At 64.9% G+C, this 13,234-nt stretch carries 12 protein-coding genes; all 12 read right to left on the bottom strand.

Annotated features, from left to right (window positions below; translation table 11 throughout):
- Nucleotide 1: 1 nt before the first annotated feature.
- Nucleotides 2-2,983 (bottom strand): 2-oxoglutarate dehydrogenase E1 component, encoded by a 2,982-nt coding sequence (locus BLT60_RS01785; protein WP_090874491.1) that lies wholly within the window; start codon nt 2,981-2,983, stop codon nt 2-4.
- A 126-nt stretch (nt 2,984-3,109) separates the two neighbouring features.
- On the bottom strand, nt 3,110-3,994 hold the full coding sequence (gene sucD, locus BLT60_RS01790) for a succinate--CoA ligase subunit alpha (protein WP_090874492.1): 885 nt from the start codon (nt 3,992-3,994) through the stop codon (nt 3,110-3,112).
- Nucleotides 3,995-4,600: a hypothetical protein gene (locus tag BLT60_RS01795; protein WP_090874493.1), complete on the bottom strand. Its 606-nt coding sequence runs from the start codon at nt 4,598-4,600 to the stop codon at nt 3,995-3,997.
- A 43-nt stretch (nt 4,601-4,643) separates the two neighbouring features.
- Nucleotides 4,644-5,846, bottom strand: a complete 1,203-nt coding sequence (gene sucC, locus BLT60_RS01800) for an ADP-forming succinate--CoA ligase subunit beta (protein WP_090874494.1) — start codon at nt 5,844-5,846, stop codon at nt 4,644-4,646.
- 24 nt (nt 5,847-5,870) lie between these two features.
- Nucleotides 5,871-6,836: a malate dehydrogenase gene (mdh, locus tag BLT60_RS01805; RefSeq protein WP_090874495.1), complete on the bottom strand. Its 966-nt coding sequence runs from the start codon at nt 6,834-6,836 to the stop codon at nt 5,871-5,873.
- 135 nt (nt 6,837-6,971) lie between these two features.
- The gene (gene zapE, locus BLT60_RS01810) at nt 6,972-8,162 is read right to left on the bottom strand and encodes a cell division protein ZapE (RefSeq protein WP_090874496.1); all 1,191 of its coding nucleotides are present in this window, start codon (nt 8,160-8,162) and stop codon (nt 6,972-6,974) included.
- Between the two features lie 19 nt (nt 8,163-8,181).
- Complete coding sequence (locus tag BLT60_RS01815) at nt 8,182-8,550, bottom strand: AprI/Inh family metalloprotease inhibitor (RefSeq protein ID WP_210185521.1); 369 nt, start codon at nt 8,548-8,550, stop codon at nt 8,182-8,184.
- Nucleotides 8,551-8,907: 357 nt separating this feature from the next.
- On the bottom strand, nt 8,908-9,096 hold the full coding sequence (locus BLT60_RS01820) for a hypothetical protein (RefSeq protein ID WP_090874498.1): 189 nt from the start codon (nt 9,094-9,096) through the stop codon (nt 8,908-8,910).
- A gap of 231 nt (nt 9,097-9,327) precedes the next feature.
- Nucleotides 9,328-10,107, bottom strand: coding sequence for a succinate dehydrogenase iron-sulfur subunit (locus BLT60_RS01825; protein WP_090874499.1), 780 nt, complete (start codon nt 10,105-10,107; stop codon nt 9,328-9,330).
- Nucleotides 10,108-10,199: 92 nt separating this feature from the next.
- Nucleotides 10,200-10,634, bottom strand: coding sequence for a DUF3052 domain-containing protein (locus BLT60_RS01830; protein ID WP_090874500.1), 435 nt, complete (start codon nt 10,632-10,634; stop codon nt 10,200-10,202).
- 30 nt (nt 10,635-10,664) lie between these two features.
- Nucleotides 10,665-11,366 (bottom strand): sulfotransferase family 2 domain-containing protein, encoded by a 702-nt coding sequence (locus tag BLT60_RS01835; RefSeq protein ID WP_090874501.1) that lies wholly within the window; start codon nt 11,364-11,366, stop codon nt 10,665-10,667.
- Nucleotides 11,367-11,394: 28 nt separating this feature from the next.
- The gene (gene sdhA / locus BLT60_RS01840) at nt 11,395-13,233 is read right to left on the bottom strand and encodes a succinate dehydrogenase flavoprotein subunit (protein WP_090874502.1); all 1,839 of its coding nucleotides are present in this window, start codon (nt 13,231-13,233) and stop codon (nt 11,395-11,397) included.
- Between the last annotated feature and the right edge of the window lies 1 nt (nt 13,234).

The following is a 13,234-nucleotide window of genomic DNA, read 5'->3' on the forward strand; positions in this document are numbered from 1 at the left end:
TCTACTCGCCGAGGGCTTCGTCGAGGAAAGCTTTGAGTTGTTCAAGGTGCTTTGACATCAGGCCGGTCGCGGTGGCCGCCGCCGCGGCGCGACCCGCGTAGCGCGGACGCTGGGACTTTGCGCCGATCTGGTTAAGCACCCATTCGAGATAGGGCTCGACAAATGCCCAGGCACCCATGTTCTTGGGCTCTTCCTGGCACCAGACCAGTTCCGCTTGCGGGAAGCGGGACAGCTCGGTGATCAGCGCCTTTGCCGGGAAGGGATAGAGCTGCTCGGCGCGGAGAAGATAGACATCGTCGATGCCGCGCTTCTCGCGCTCCTCAAGCAGGTCGTAATAGACCTTGCCGGTGCACAGCACGACGCGCCGGATCTTGCCGTCGACGACCAGGGTCGTCTTCTCGCCCGGCCGGCACTCGGCGTCGTCCCAAAGCAGCCGGTGGAAGCAGGAATCCGGCCCCAGTTCATCGAGCCGCGACACGGCGCGCTTGTGCCGAAGCAGCGACTTCGGCGTCATCACGATCAGCGGCTTGCGGAACTCGCGACGCAACTGCCGGCGCAGGATGTGGAAATAGTTGGCCGGCGTCGTGCAGTTGGCGACCTGCATGTTGTCTTCGGCGCAAAGCTGGAGGAACCGCTCCAGCCGGGCCGACGAATGCTCCGGCCCCTGGCCCTCGTAGCCATGTGGCAGGAGGAGCACCAGCCCGGACATCCGCAGCCATTTCCGCTCGCCGGATGAAATGAACTGGTCGATGACGACCTGGGCGCCGTTGACGAAATCACCGAACTGCGCCTCCCACAGGGCGAGCGCATTCGGCTCGGCGGTCGAGTAGCCGTATTCGAAACCGAGCACCGCGACTTCCGACAGCATCGAGTTGATGACCTCGAACCGCGGCTGGTCGGACGCCAGGTGGTTGAGGGGAATGAACCGCTCCTCGGTCTCCTGGTCGTAGAGAACCGAATGACGCTGCGAGAAGGTGCCGCGTTCGGAATCCTGCCCGGACAGCCTGACCGGATGGCCTTCCCTGAGCAGCGTCGCGAAGGCCAGCGCCTCGCCCGTTGCCCAGTCGATCCCCTGCCCGGTGTCGATCGCCTTGCGGCGGGCGGCGAGGAAACGGCCGATCGTCTTGTGGACCTTGAAGCCCGCCGGCACGTCGGTCAGCCGGTCGCCGATCTCCTTCAGTTCGTCGATCGCCACGCCGGTCACGCCGCGGCGCGGTCCGTCGCCCGTCTCCGCGACCTTGACCTTCGACCAGGCGCCGTCGAGCCAGTCCGCCTTGTTCGCCCGGTAGCCGGACGCCACCTCGAACTCCTCGTCGAGGGTAGAGCGCCAGCCGGCCTTGAGGGTGTCGACCTCCTCTGCCGAGACGACGCCTTCCTCGACCAGCTTCTTCGAGTAGATCTCGAAGGTGGTCGGCTGCTTGGCGATCTTCTGGTACATCAACGGCTGGGTGAAGGCTGGCTCGTCGCCTTCATTGTGGCCGTAGCGTCGATAGCAGAACATGTCGATCACGACCGGCTTGTGGAACTTCTGCCGGAACTCGATCGCAACCTTGGCCGCGTAGACCACCGCCTCCGGGTCGTCGCCGTTGACGTGGAAGATCGGCGCCTCGACCATCTTGGCGATGTCCGAGGGATAGGGCGACGAGCGCGCGAAGCGCGGATTGGTGGTGAAGCCGATCTGGTTGTTGATGATGAAATGGACCGAGCCGGCGGTGCGGTGACCGCGCAGGCCCGACAGCCCGAAACACTCCGCGACGACGCCCTGCCCGGCGAAGGCCGCGTCGCCATGCAGCAGGAGCGGCAGCACACGCGCCCGCTGGTCGAGCGGCACGATATCGCCGCGCGGCTTGTCGGCGTGCTGGTCCTGCTTGGCCCGCGCCTTGCCGAGGACGACCGGATCGACGATCTCGAGATGCGACGGGTTGGCGGACAGCGACAGATGCACCTTGTTGCCGTCGAACTCGCGGTCCGACGAGGCGCCGAGGTGATACTTGACGTCGCCCGAACCCTCGACCTCGTCCGGCGATGCTGAGCCGCCCTTGAATTCGTGGAAGATGGCGCGGTGCGGCTTGCCCATCACCTGCGACAACACGTTGAGCCGGCCGCGATGGGCCATGCCGAGGACGATCTCCTTGAGGCCGAGCTGCCCGCCGCGCTTGATGATCTGCTCAAGCGCCGGGATCAGCGACTCGCCACCGTCCAGGCCGAACCGCTTGGTGCCGGTGTACTTGACGTCGAGGAAGCGCTCGAAGCCCTCGGCCTCGGCGAGCTTGTTGAGAATCGCCTTCTTGCCATTCTTGGTGAAGGTGATCGCCTTGTCGGGACCCTCGATCCGTTCCTGGATCCAGCTCTTCTCGGCCTGGTCGGAGATATGCATGAACTCGACGCCCAGCGTCGAGCAGTAGGTCCGGCGCAGGATCTCGACCATCTCCGGAATGGTCGCGAATTCGAGCCCGAGGACGTAATCGATGAAGATCTTGCGGTCGTAATCCGCCTCGGTGAAGCCGTAGGACGCCGGGTCGAGCTCGGACTCGGCGGGGATATCCTGCATGCCGAGCGGATCGAGGTTGGCGTGGAAATGACCGCGCATCCGGTAGGCGCGGATCATCATCAGCGCGCGAACCGAATCCCGGGTCGCCTGCTGGACATGATCGTCGCTGATCTCGGCGCCACGCGTCGCGACATTCTTCCGGATCTTGTCGCCGATGACCGCTTCCGTCGCGCCCCAATTGCCGTCGAGTGCGGCGACGAGTTCGCCGTTGGCGAGCGGTGGCCAGTCGGGTCGGCGCCAGGACGGCGCCGGGTCACCGGTCGCGCCGTTCCCGGCAACGTCCTCAAGGCCCTCGAAGAAGGCGCGCCATTCGGCGTCGACCGAAGCCGGATCGCGACTGAAACGCGCCTGCAATTCTTCGATATAGGGAGCGTTGGCGCCGTAGAGAAAAGACGTTGCCGCAAGCGCGGCGTTGGAATCCTGGCGTGCCATTCTCTTCCCGCGAGGCGGAGGGCGCTCGCTCTCTATGTTAACGCGCGGCGACGTGCCACGCTCTACCGGCCGGTCCTGTCGAAATCAACGACTCATTTGCCACTGTGGTTCAAATGGTCTTCAGGCTCACACCTTCAAGGCTTCGGCGAGGGTCGAACCCAACCGGGCGGGCGATTCCGACACATGAATTCCTGCCGACCGCATCGCCTCGATCTTGTCCTCCGCGCCGCCCTTGCCTCCTGCAATGATCGCGCCAGCGTGGCCCATGCGCCTGCCGGGGGGCGCGGTCAGACCGGCGATGAAGCCGACCACCGGCTTGGAACGGCCGCGGGCGGCCTCGTCCTTGAGGAACTGGGCGGCCTCTTCCTCCGAGGAACCGCCGATCTCGCCGATCATGACGATCGACTGCGTTGCGTCGTCGGCGAGCAGCATCTCGAGCACCTCGATGAAATCCATGCCCTTGACCGGATCGCCGCCAATTCCGACGGCGGTCGTCTGGCCGAGGCCGACATTCGTGGTCTGGAAGACCGCCTCATAGGTGAGCGTCCCCGATCGCGACACGATGCCGACCGAACCGGGCTGGAAGATGCTGCCCGGCATGATACCGATCTTGCACTCACCAGCGGTCATCACGCCCGGGCAATTGGGGCCGACCAGCCTCGACTTGGTGCCGCAGAGCGCCCGGCCGACCTTGACCATATCCCCCACCGGAATGCCCTCGGTGATGCACACGATCAGGGCGATCTCGGCGTCAATTGCCTCGAGAATGGCGTCGGCCGCGAAGGGCGGCGGGACATAGATCACGGTCGCGTCGGCGTCGGTTGCCTGCTTGGCCTGGGCGACCGTGTCGTAGACGGGAAGGTCGAGGTGCGTCTGCCCTCCCTTGCCCGGCGAAACGCCGCCGACCATTTTCGTCCCGTAGGCAACCGCCTGCTCGGAATGGAAGGTACCGGTCTTGCCGGTGAAACCCTGGCAAATGACCCGCGTGTTGGCATCAATGAGGATGGACATTCATTCTTCCTTCGGTTCTACCGAGGTGATCTTGATCAGGACGCCGCTGAAACCGGCAAATTCGCTGGCACCGCCGCCCTCCGGCAGGAAGGCGAGGTAGACGTCCCAGGTGCCGGGCAGCGACGCGGGCGTTTCCCAGGTGTAGCCGACGATGACGGTGGGTTCGTTGATGGCATCGGTCGGCGGCGCGCCGAGCCACTCCGTGACGATGTCCGGTTCAATCGGCACACTCGCCGCGAAATCGTAGAGGTAGCAGCCAACCAGGTCGATCGGCTCTCCGGTCACCGAAGTCAGCACCAGATAAGCCTCACCGCCGGCGACGGTCGCAGCGTAGCTTGCCAGAGACGCGTCCATGCCGGGCTCGAACACCGTCTCGGCGGAACGCCCGAGCATCGCGTCGAGTTCGTCATTGACCCCGGCCCTGACCGGCGCCCACCCCTGCTCAAGGGCGCGAAGCTTCAGCGCCTCGTAGTTCTGGCGATCGGGTACGCAGGTCGCGCGGAAGGCATCGATGCGCGGATCGGTGGCCGCTTCCGCCGCAAGCGGGAGCGAGAACGCCCCGATTGCGGCCGTCACGAACGACACGCCGATCAGCGATTTCGACATCGTCGCTCCACTCACCGAGGGCCGCGATCCACGCACGCCGGGATCATTGCACCCCGCCACCGACCGCGGCGACGATCTTCTGCGCCGCATCGTCGAGGTCGTCGGCGGAGATCACGTTCATGCCGGACTCGGCGATGATCTTCTTGCCTTCCTCGACATTGGTTCCCTCGAGGCGAACCACCAGCGGCACCTCGAGACCGACATCCTTGACCGCGGCGATGATGCCATCGGCCACGACATCGCAGCGCATGATGCCACCGAAGATGTTGACCAAGATGCCTTTGACGTTGGGATCGGCGGTGATGATCTTGAAGGCGATCGCCACCCGCTCTTTGGAAGCGCCGCCGCCGACATCGAGGAAGTTGGCCGGCTCGGCGCCGTAGAGCTTGATGATGTCCATGGTCGCCATCGCCAGTCCGGCGCCGTTGACCATGCAGCCGATATCGCCGTCGAGCGCGACATACGAAAGGTCGTTCTCCTCCGCCTCGACTTCCTTCGGATCGTCCTCGCCCGGATCGCGGAGTTCGTCGATGTCCGGATGGCGGAACAGGGCGTTATCGTCGAAGTTGATCTTCGCATCGAGGCACAGCAGGTCGCCGGACTCGGTCACCACCAGCGGGTTGATCTCGAGCAGGCTCATGTCCTTCTCGGTGAAGGCGCGATAGAGCGCGGCGATCAGCCGGTCGCACTGCTTGATCTGGCCGCCTTCGAGGCCGAGCGCATAGGCGATCGACCGGCCGATATGGGATGTGTATCCGGCTGCCGGGTCGACATGGACGGTGACGATCTTTTCCGGCGTCTCGGCCGCGACGTCCTCGATGTTCATGCCGCCCTCCTGGGAGACGATGAAGGCGACGCGACCGTTTTCCCTGTCGACCAGGCAGGAGAGATAGAGTTCGCGCGCGATCGCCGAACCTTCCTCGATATAGAGGCGGTTGACCGGTCGCCCGGCCGGGCTCGTCTGATGCGTGACCAGCGTGTTGCCGAGCATCTGCTGGGCGTTGGCGACGACTTCCGCGACCGACCGTGACAGGCGAACACCGCCAGCCTCGCCAGCCGCATCCTCGGTAAAGCGGCCCTTGCCGCGACCGCCGGCGTGGATCTGGGACTTGACCACCCAGACCGGACCGCCGAGTTCATTGGCAGCCGCCTCGGCTTCCTTGACCGAGAACACCGCGACGCCCTTGGCGATCGGCGCGCCGAATTCGGCGAGAACGGCTTTCGCCTGATATTCGTGAATATTCATGACTTCCCCACCCCCCGTCGCCGGCTACTTGCCGAGCGCCGGAACAATGCGCTGACAGGCCTCGATCAGACCGTCAACCGCAGCGACTGATTTTTCGAACATCTGGCGTTCCGGCTTGGCGAGGTTCACCTCGATGATCCGCTCGATGCCCTTCGCCCCGATTACCACCGGCACGCCGATGTAGCGGTCCTTGACGCCATATTCGCCCTTCAGGCAGGCGGCGCATGGCAGCACCCGCTTCTTGTCCTTCAGGTAGCTCTCGGCCATTGCCACCGCCGAAGCTGCCGGCGCGTAGAAGGCGGAGCCGGTCTTGAGCAGGTTGACGATCTCGGCGCCGCCGTCGCGGGTCCGCTGGAATATCTCGTCGACGCGCTTCTTCGTCGTCCATCCCATCTTCACGAGATCGGGCAGCGGGATGCCGGCGACCGTCGTGTATTGGGCAAGCGGCACCATCGTGTCGCCATGGCCGCCAAGCACGAAGGCGCTGACATCCTCGACCGAGACGTCGAATTCGGAGGCGATGAAGTGGCGCAGCCGGGCGGAATCGAGGACACCCGCCATGCCAACCACCATATCACGCGGCATGCCAGAGAATTTCTGCAGCGCCCAGACCATCGCGTCGAGCGGGTTGGTGATGCAGATGACGAACGCCTTGGGGGCGTACTTCTTGATGCCAGCGCCAACCTGTTCCATCACCTTGAGATTGATTTCGAGGAGATCGTCGCGGCTCATGCCCGGCTTGCGCGGCACGCCGGCGGTGACGATGCAGACATCAGCGCCCTTGATCCCCGCATAGGCCGACGTGCCGACGAGTTTTGCGTCGAAACCGCTGACCGGCGAAGACTCGGCAAGATCGAGCGCCTTGCCATCCGGAACACCCTCGACCACGTCGAAGAGGACGACGTCGCCGAGTTCCTTGAGACCGATGAGATGGGCAAGCGTGCCGCCGATCTGACCGGCACCGATGAGCGCAATTTTAGGTCGGGCCATGGTGGGAAAATCCTTGAGGGAAAGTCCCGGATTGACTAGCCCGATTGATGCTGCACTGCAAGCGCCGCCCGCCCCGGCCGGGTGCTTCCGGCGACAGAGCCGGAAATTGCCCCGGATTGTCGGCCCCGGCGTCCGCTAGACGGCCGGACTGCTCCGCGCGGCCGCGCCGCGGTCGGCCCGATCGGCCGAAAGGTAGGCTTCGGAGCGCATTTCGATGAGCCGTGACACGGTCCGGCGGAAAGCGAAGGCTTCCTTGCCCTGGGCGGCGACATAGAGGCCTTCCGGTTCGGCCGCCGCAGAAGCGATCAGCTTGATTCCCCGGTCGTAGAAGACATCGACGAGGTTGATGAAGCGGCGGGCGACATCGCGGCGCTCGCTGGCGATCACCGGAACATCGTCGATGATCACCGTATCAAAGGCATCGGCGATCGCCGCGAAGTCGGCGGTTCCGAGCGGCGCGTCACAGAGATCGGCAAATCCGAAACGGGCGACGCGGCCGGCGGCGGCCGGGACTTCGAGTGTGCGGCCCTTGACGGTCAGTGCGGCCGGGACGGCGGCGGCACCACCGGTGAGACTTCGCCAGAAGCCGTTGAGGACGGTGTGGGCCGCGCCATCGGCTGGCGTCACATAGACCCCGGCGCCACCGAGCTTCGCCAGCCGATGGTCCGTCCCCGCATCGAGTTCGACGACTTCGACATGGCGCTTCAACACATCAACGAACGGCAGGAAGAGAGGTCGGTTCAGACCGTGCCTGTACAAGTCTTCCGGCGCGGTGTTGGACGTGGCGACCAGCACCAGTCCCTGGGCGAACAGCGCGCTGAACAGCCGCGAAAGGATCATCGCATCGGCGATATCCTCGACCGCGAATTCGTCGAGGCAGAGAAGTCTTGTGGCAGCCGCGATGTCCGCGGCGACCGGCGCTATCGGATCGTCGCTGGCAGCGTCGCCATTCCGGCTGCCTGCACGGAAGGCATGAATCCGGTCGTGGACGTCGGCCATGAAGGTGTGGAAGTGATCGCGACGCTTCGCCTGCAGGTCGGCGGCCGCGTAAAACTCGTCCATCAGCATCGTCTTGCCGCGACCGACGCCGCCATGAACGTAGAGACCTGTCGGAGGCGCTTCCGGCCGCGCGCCGAACAGCCACCCGAACAGGCCGCCTGCCTTGCCGTCGGGAATTTTGGAAACCTGACGGTCGAGCTCGTCAAGGCGGCGACAAAGGGCAAGCTGCCCCTGATCTTCCGATATCTCGCCGGACGAAACCAGCGCGCGATACCGGGCGACAACCCGCCCCTCACCGGCCGTTCCGTCGCCGGATCTGGTGGTCATGCTCGCCGACCGGACTGGACTAGCGGTAGAAGGAGACCGCTCCGCCACCCTCAGCCGAGCCGTCGAAACGGCTGCCGCCGGACGACTGCAACCGGGCGATGGGCGTTCCGCCCTGACCGGCGAGGACGACCTGGCTACCCTGGAGATTCCACGCCGAGATCGACTTCAGCATGTCGGAGGAACAACCGCGGGTGGAGGCGCGATATCCCCCGGTCCAACTCGTCAGGGTCATGAACAACTGACAGGATTCGCCGCTCGATGCGATGGTCCAGCCGCCGAGAAGATCGGTGCGGCCAACCGTACCCGAGGCAACCGGAGCAGCGGGCGGCGCCGCGGCGACAGGTGTCGCGGTACCCCCGGCCGCCGGCGGCAGCGGTTCGGCGATCACCGCCCCGCCAGGGGGCTCTCCGACACCGGGCGCCATTGGAGGCGGCAGGCCACCGGCAACTTGCCCGGGCGGCGGTTGGTTACTCGGGCTGTTGATCCCGATCGCCCCGATCGAGCCACAGCCACCGAGAGTCAGCGCACACACAACCGGGATGAGACGGTTAACCGGCATCAGCAATATCCCCTTATCCGGCCAGGCACGACCGAGCGAATCCCGAACCTAGCGCCGAATTATAGCGGGTTTCGGGCAATCCGCGTATTTTGGCAACCCCTTAATGGCCCGGACCCACAGGTCGCCCGATGCCAGAAGCCGCAGCGCCTGTCCCTTCGGGGACGAATGTGCTGTGAATAAGGCCCCTCAGTCGGGCGCTTCCACGTGCTGGGGCAGCTTCAGTTCAGCCGCCTTCGCCCGGACCTCGTCTTCCGGCCGGCCAAGCGCGTGGCCGATCATTTCGGGAGCGACGCCGCCATTCCACAGTTCCTGAAGTTTCTCGACCGCAGTGATGGTCCAGGGCGTGCCGGCGTTCAAAGTGACATTGTCCGTCATGACTTCGCCTCCTTGGAAGGTGGGTTACAGTCTCGATATGGGGACAATGGTGTCGCGAATGAAGCCATGACCTGTCATTGACCCCGCTCAAGGCCACCTTTCGGGAGCCCCCGGAAATCGACGACAGCGCGGCGGCCGCCAGCCACCACTTTCCAGGAATATCAAATGCGCGAAACCCGGTGTTTTCGCGGGCCACGACGGCACGTTACCCGGCCGCTAGGGCAAGGCGGATCAGACCCGCCGTTCGACCATCATCTTCTTGATCTCGGCGATCGCCTTGGCCGGGTTGAGGCCCTTGGGGCAGGTCTGGGCGCAATTCATGATGGTGTGGCAGCGATAGAGCCGGAACGGATCCTCCAGATGATCCAGCCGTCCGCCAGTCCCCTCGTCACGCGAATCGATCAGCCATCGGTAGGCCTGCAGCAGGACTGCCGGGCCAAGGTAGCGATCGCCGTTCCACCAGTAGGACGGACAGGAGGTCGAACAGCAGGCGCAGAGGATGCATTCATAGTAGCCGTCGAGCTTCTCCCGCTCGACCGGCGACTGGCGCCACTCGGCCTGCGGCGTCGGCGATTCGGTCTGCAGCCACGGCTCGATCGACTGAAGCTGGGCGTAGAAATTGCTGAGGTCGGGAACCAGGTCCTTGACCACCGCAAGATGCGGCAGCGGATAGATGTTGACCGCACCGTCGACATCCTCCATCGCCCGCGTGCAGGCCAGGGTGTTGGTGCCGTCGATGTTCATTGCGCAGGAGCCACACACTCCCTCGCGGCACGACCGGCGGAATGTCAGCCCCGGATCGACGTTGCTCTTGATCCAGATCAGAGCGTCAAGGACCATCGGGCCGCAGTCCTCCGTATCGACATAATAGGTGTCGATGGCCGGGTTTCCGGCGGTATCCGGATCGTAGCGGTAGACGTGGAACTCCCGGAAGTTGCCGCTGTCCGTCGGCTTGTCCCAGACCTTGCCGTCCTTGACCCTGGAGTTCTTGGGCAGGGTGATCTCGACCATTCTCAATCCCTCATCGGCGACGGGCTGCCGTCGGCCTTTGGTTTACCGGAAAAAGGTATAGCGCAAACGACAGGATTGGCGAACGCGACCGATCATCGCCGATCCTTGCGGATGACCAGCTTGAGGCCCGACCAGACCGGATCGATCGCCGCCACCTTCACATCGACGAGGTCCCCCTCGAGCGCCAGGCTGCGGATCACGTCTTCCGTCAGGTCGGTCGCCACCTTCGACGCCCGTTTTGGCCACGATACCCAGATCATCCCGTCCGTCTTGATTGCCGCCTGCAGCCGGAGAAGGCCGCCGACCAGTTCCAGGCGGCTGGACGTGAAGGCATGGATCAGGTCGAAGCGGCGCGAGCCGAACTGCCCGTCCCAGTCTTCCGCTTCCTCCACCGTCGCGAAATCCGCCCAGGTGGCCAGATGGCTGAACGCCGGCGGCAGGGCGACAAACGCCGCCGCCATGCCCGGCTTGAAGCCGAGCTTGACCGGAAGTGGCTTGCCGGAATAGCCGGCCGATGAAGCGGTCATCCGCAGGTCCCTTCCCTCCAGCCCTCACCCTCAGAACGTAAAGCCAAAAGCCTCGATCTCCCGGGCATACCAGGTCGCGATGAGGTCGCGGGTCTCGTCGTCGTAAAAGTCGCGATAATGACGGACATCCTTGCGCGTATGGCCCTTAGCGCCGGGAAGCGACACCGGTTCCGCGATGCCGAGTTCGGCACAGACGGTGGCCAGCCCGTCCTCGAGTTCCTCGTAGCGGATGACGCGATCGACCGCGATCCGGTCGTCGATCGTATAGGTCAGCCAGTTCTTCATCCGCGCCGAACGGAAGGCCTTGCCGCGATGGCGGGGCGACATCAGGAAGGTCCGGAAGTCGGGCTGCGGCTTGCTGTGCCGCGTTCGCCAGAAATAGAACGACACCTGCCGGTCCCAGGGATTGCGCTCGATGGTGAACTTGAAATAGTCGCGCCAGACGTCCTCGCCGGCCAGACGCCGCACCTGCCCCGCCGGCATATGATTGTAGTAGCCGTAGACCTGCGGAAAGTGATGCCGGAACTCGCCGGGAAGCCGGATGCCGAGCTTGCCGATGCCGAGCGCGTAGTTGCGCGCCGGAGACTCCTTCCGCTTCCTTTCCTCCGGCCGGCTGAGCGGCGCCAGGATGTCGTCCGGCCCGCAGACCGGCGACAGCGCCAGTTCGGTGCTGGTGCCTCCGGTCTTGGCCGTCTTCAGAAAGATGAATCGGTGCTTGTGACTGAGAATCATGTGAAGCGGTGGCTCTGCGAACCGCCCCTCAATACACCCGCGCCTTGGGCTCGATATACTGGATATCGTTGCTCAGGGTGTAGTTGTGGACCGGCCGGGTGTCGAGCCGCACCGTGTGCTTCTCGGGATCGATATAGGCCAGCGTGTGTTGCATCCAGTTCGCGTCGTCGCGATCGGGGAAATCCTCGCGCGCATGGGCGCCCCGTGACTCGGCCCGGTTCAGCGCGGACTGGACAGTGACCATCGCCTGGACGATGAGGTTGTCATATTCCAGCGTCTCGACGAGATCGGAATTCCAGATCAGCGACCGGTCGGTGACCTTGATGTCGTCGGTCCCCTTCCAGATCGCCTCGACCCGGTCGCGACCATTCTGCAGGACATCGCCGGTGCGGAACACCGCGCAATCCTCCTGCATCGCCATCTGCATCTTGAGCCGGAGTTCCGCCGTCGGCGTGCCTCCCTCGGCGTAGCGGAAATGGTCGAGGCGATAGACCGCCAACTCGCCGGCATCGCCGGGAAGGTCACGGTGCTTGGTATTCGGCTCGATACTCTCGATGCAGCGGAGCGCCGCGGCCCGGCCGAAAACGACCAGATCGATCAGCGAGTTCGAGCCAAGCCGGTTGGCGCCATGCACCGAGACACAGGCGGCCTCGCCCAAAGCCATCAGTCCGGGCACCGTCTGGTCGGGATCGCCGTTGACCTTGTTCAGTACCTCGCCGTGATAATTCGTCGGGATGCCACCCATGTTGTAGTGCACCGTCGGCAGCACCGGGATCGGATCGCGCGTCACGTCGACCCCGGCGAAGATCCGGGCGGATTCGGCGATGCCCGGCAGACGCTGATGGATCACCTCGGGATCGAGATGGGAGAGGTGCAGGTGCATGTGGTTCTTGTCGAGCCCATGCCCGCGTCCCTCGCGGATCTCGATCGTCATCGCCCGGCTGACCACGTCGCGGGACGCCAGGTCCTTGGCGTGCGGCGCATAGCGCTCCATGAAGCGCTCGCCTTCCGAGTTCGTCAGGTAACCGCCCTCGCCGCGCACGCCCTCGGTGATCAGCACGCCGGCGCCGAAGACGCCGGTCGGATGGAACTGGACGAACTCCATGTCCTGCAGCGGCAGTCCCGCCCGCAGCACCATGCCGTTGCCGTCGCCGGTGCAGGTATGCGCCGAAGTGCAGGAGAAGTAGGCGCGGCCATAGCCACCGGTCGCCAGGATCGTCTTGTGGGCGCGGAAGCGATGCAGCGTCCCGTCCTCGAGGCACAGCGCCACGACGCCCCGGCAGGCGCCATCTTCCATGATCAGGTCGATGGCGAAATACTCGATGAAGAACTCCGCGGAGTGCCGCAGCGACTGGCCGTAGAGCGTATGCAGCATGGCGTGGCCGGTCCGGTCCGCTGCGGCGCATGTGCGCTGGGCCGGCGGTCCCTCGCCGAATTCGGTGGTCATGCCGCCGAATGGCCGCTGGTAGATCTTGCCGTCCTCGGTGCGCGAGAAGGGCAACCCGTAGTGGTCGAGTTCGTAGACCGCCGCCGGCGCTTCCCGGCACAAATACTCGATCGCATCCTGGTCACCGAGCCAGTCGGAGCCCTTGACGGTGTCGTACATGTGCCAGCGCCAGTCGTCCTTGCTCATGTTGCCGAGCGAGGCGGCGATGCCGCCCTGCGCGGCGACCGTGTGCGAGCGGGTCGGAAAGACCTTGCTGATGCAGGCGGTCTTGAGGCCGCCCTCGCTGGCGCCGAGCGTTGCCCGCAGGCCCGAGCCGCCGGCGCCGACCACCACCACGTCGAAGGTGTGATCGATGAAGGGATAGGCGCGGCCGTTGACGCCCGGCGCGCCGTTGCCACTGCCGTTTGAGCCGTCTGCCATG

The sequence above is a fragment of the Bauldia litoralis genome, from assembly GCF_900104485.1.
Lineage (GTDB): Bacteria > Pseudomonadota > Alphaproteobacteria > Rhizobiales > Kaistiaceae > Bauldia > Bauldia litoralis.

Coding starts and splice junctions, on each gene's coding strand:
- BLT60_RS01785 (WP_090874491.1), bottom strand. CDS start 2,983: ATGGCACGCCAGGATTCCAACGCCGCGCTTGCGGCAACGTCTTTTCTC.
- BLT60_RS01825 (WP_090874499.1), bottom strand. CDS start 10,107: ATGGTCGAGATCACCCTGCCCAAGAACTCCAGGGTCAAGGACGGCAAG.
- sucD (WP_090874492.1), bottom strand. CDS start 3,994: ATGTCCATCCTCATTGATGCCAACACGCGGGTCATTTGCCAGGGTTTC.
- BLT60_RS01830 (WP_090874500.1), bottom strand. CDS start 10,634: ATGACCGCTTCATCGGCCGGCTATTCCGGCAAGCCACTTCCGGTCAAG.
- BLT60_RS01835 (WP_090874501.1), bottom strand. CDS start 11,366: ATGATTCTCAGTCACAAGCACCGATTCATCTTTCTGAAGACGGCCAAG.
- BLT60_RS01820 (WP_090874498.1), bottom strand. CDS start 9,096: ATGACGGACAATGTCACTTTGAACGCCGGCACGCCCTGGACCATCACT.
- sdhA (WP_090874502.1), bottom strand. CDS start 13,233: ATGGCAGACGGCTCAAACGGCAGTGGCAACGGCGCGCCGGGCGTCAAC.
- sucC (WP_090874494.1), bottom strand. CDS start 5,846: ATGAATATTCACGAATATCAGGCGAAAGCCGTTCTCGCCGAATTCGGC.
- zapE (WP_090874496.1), bottom strand. CDS start 8,162: ATGACCACCAGATCCGGCGACGGAACGGCCGGTGAGGGGCGGGTTGTC.
- mdh (WP_090874495.1), bottom strand. CDS start 6,836: ATGGCCCGACCTAAAATTGCGCTCATCGGTGCCGGTCAGATCGGCGGC.
- BLT60_RS01795 (WP_090874493.1), bottom strand. CDS start 4,600: ATGTCGAAATCGCTGATCGGCGTGTCGTTCGTGACGGCCGCAATCGGG.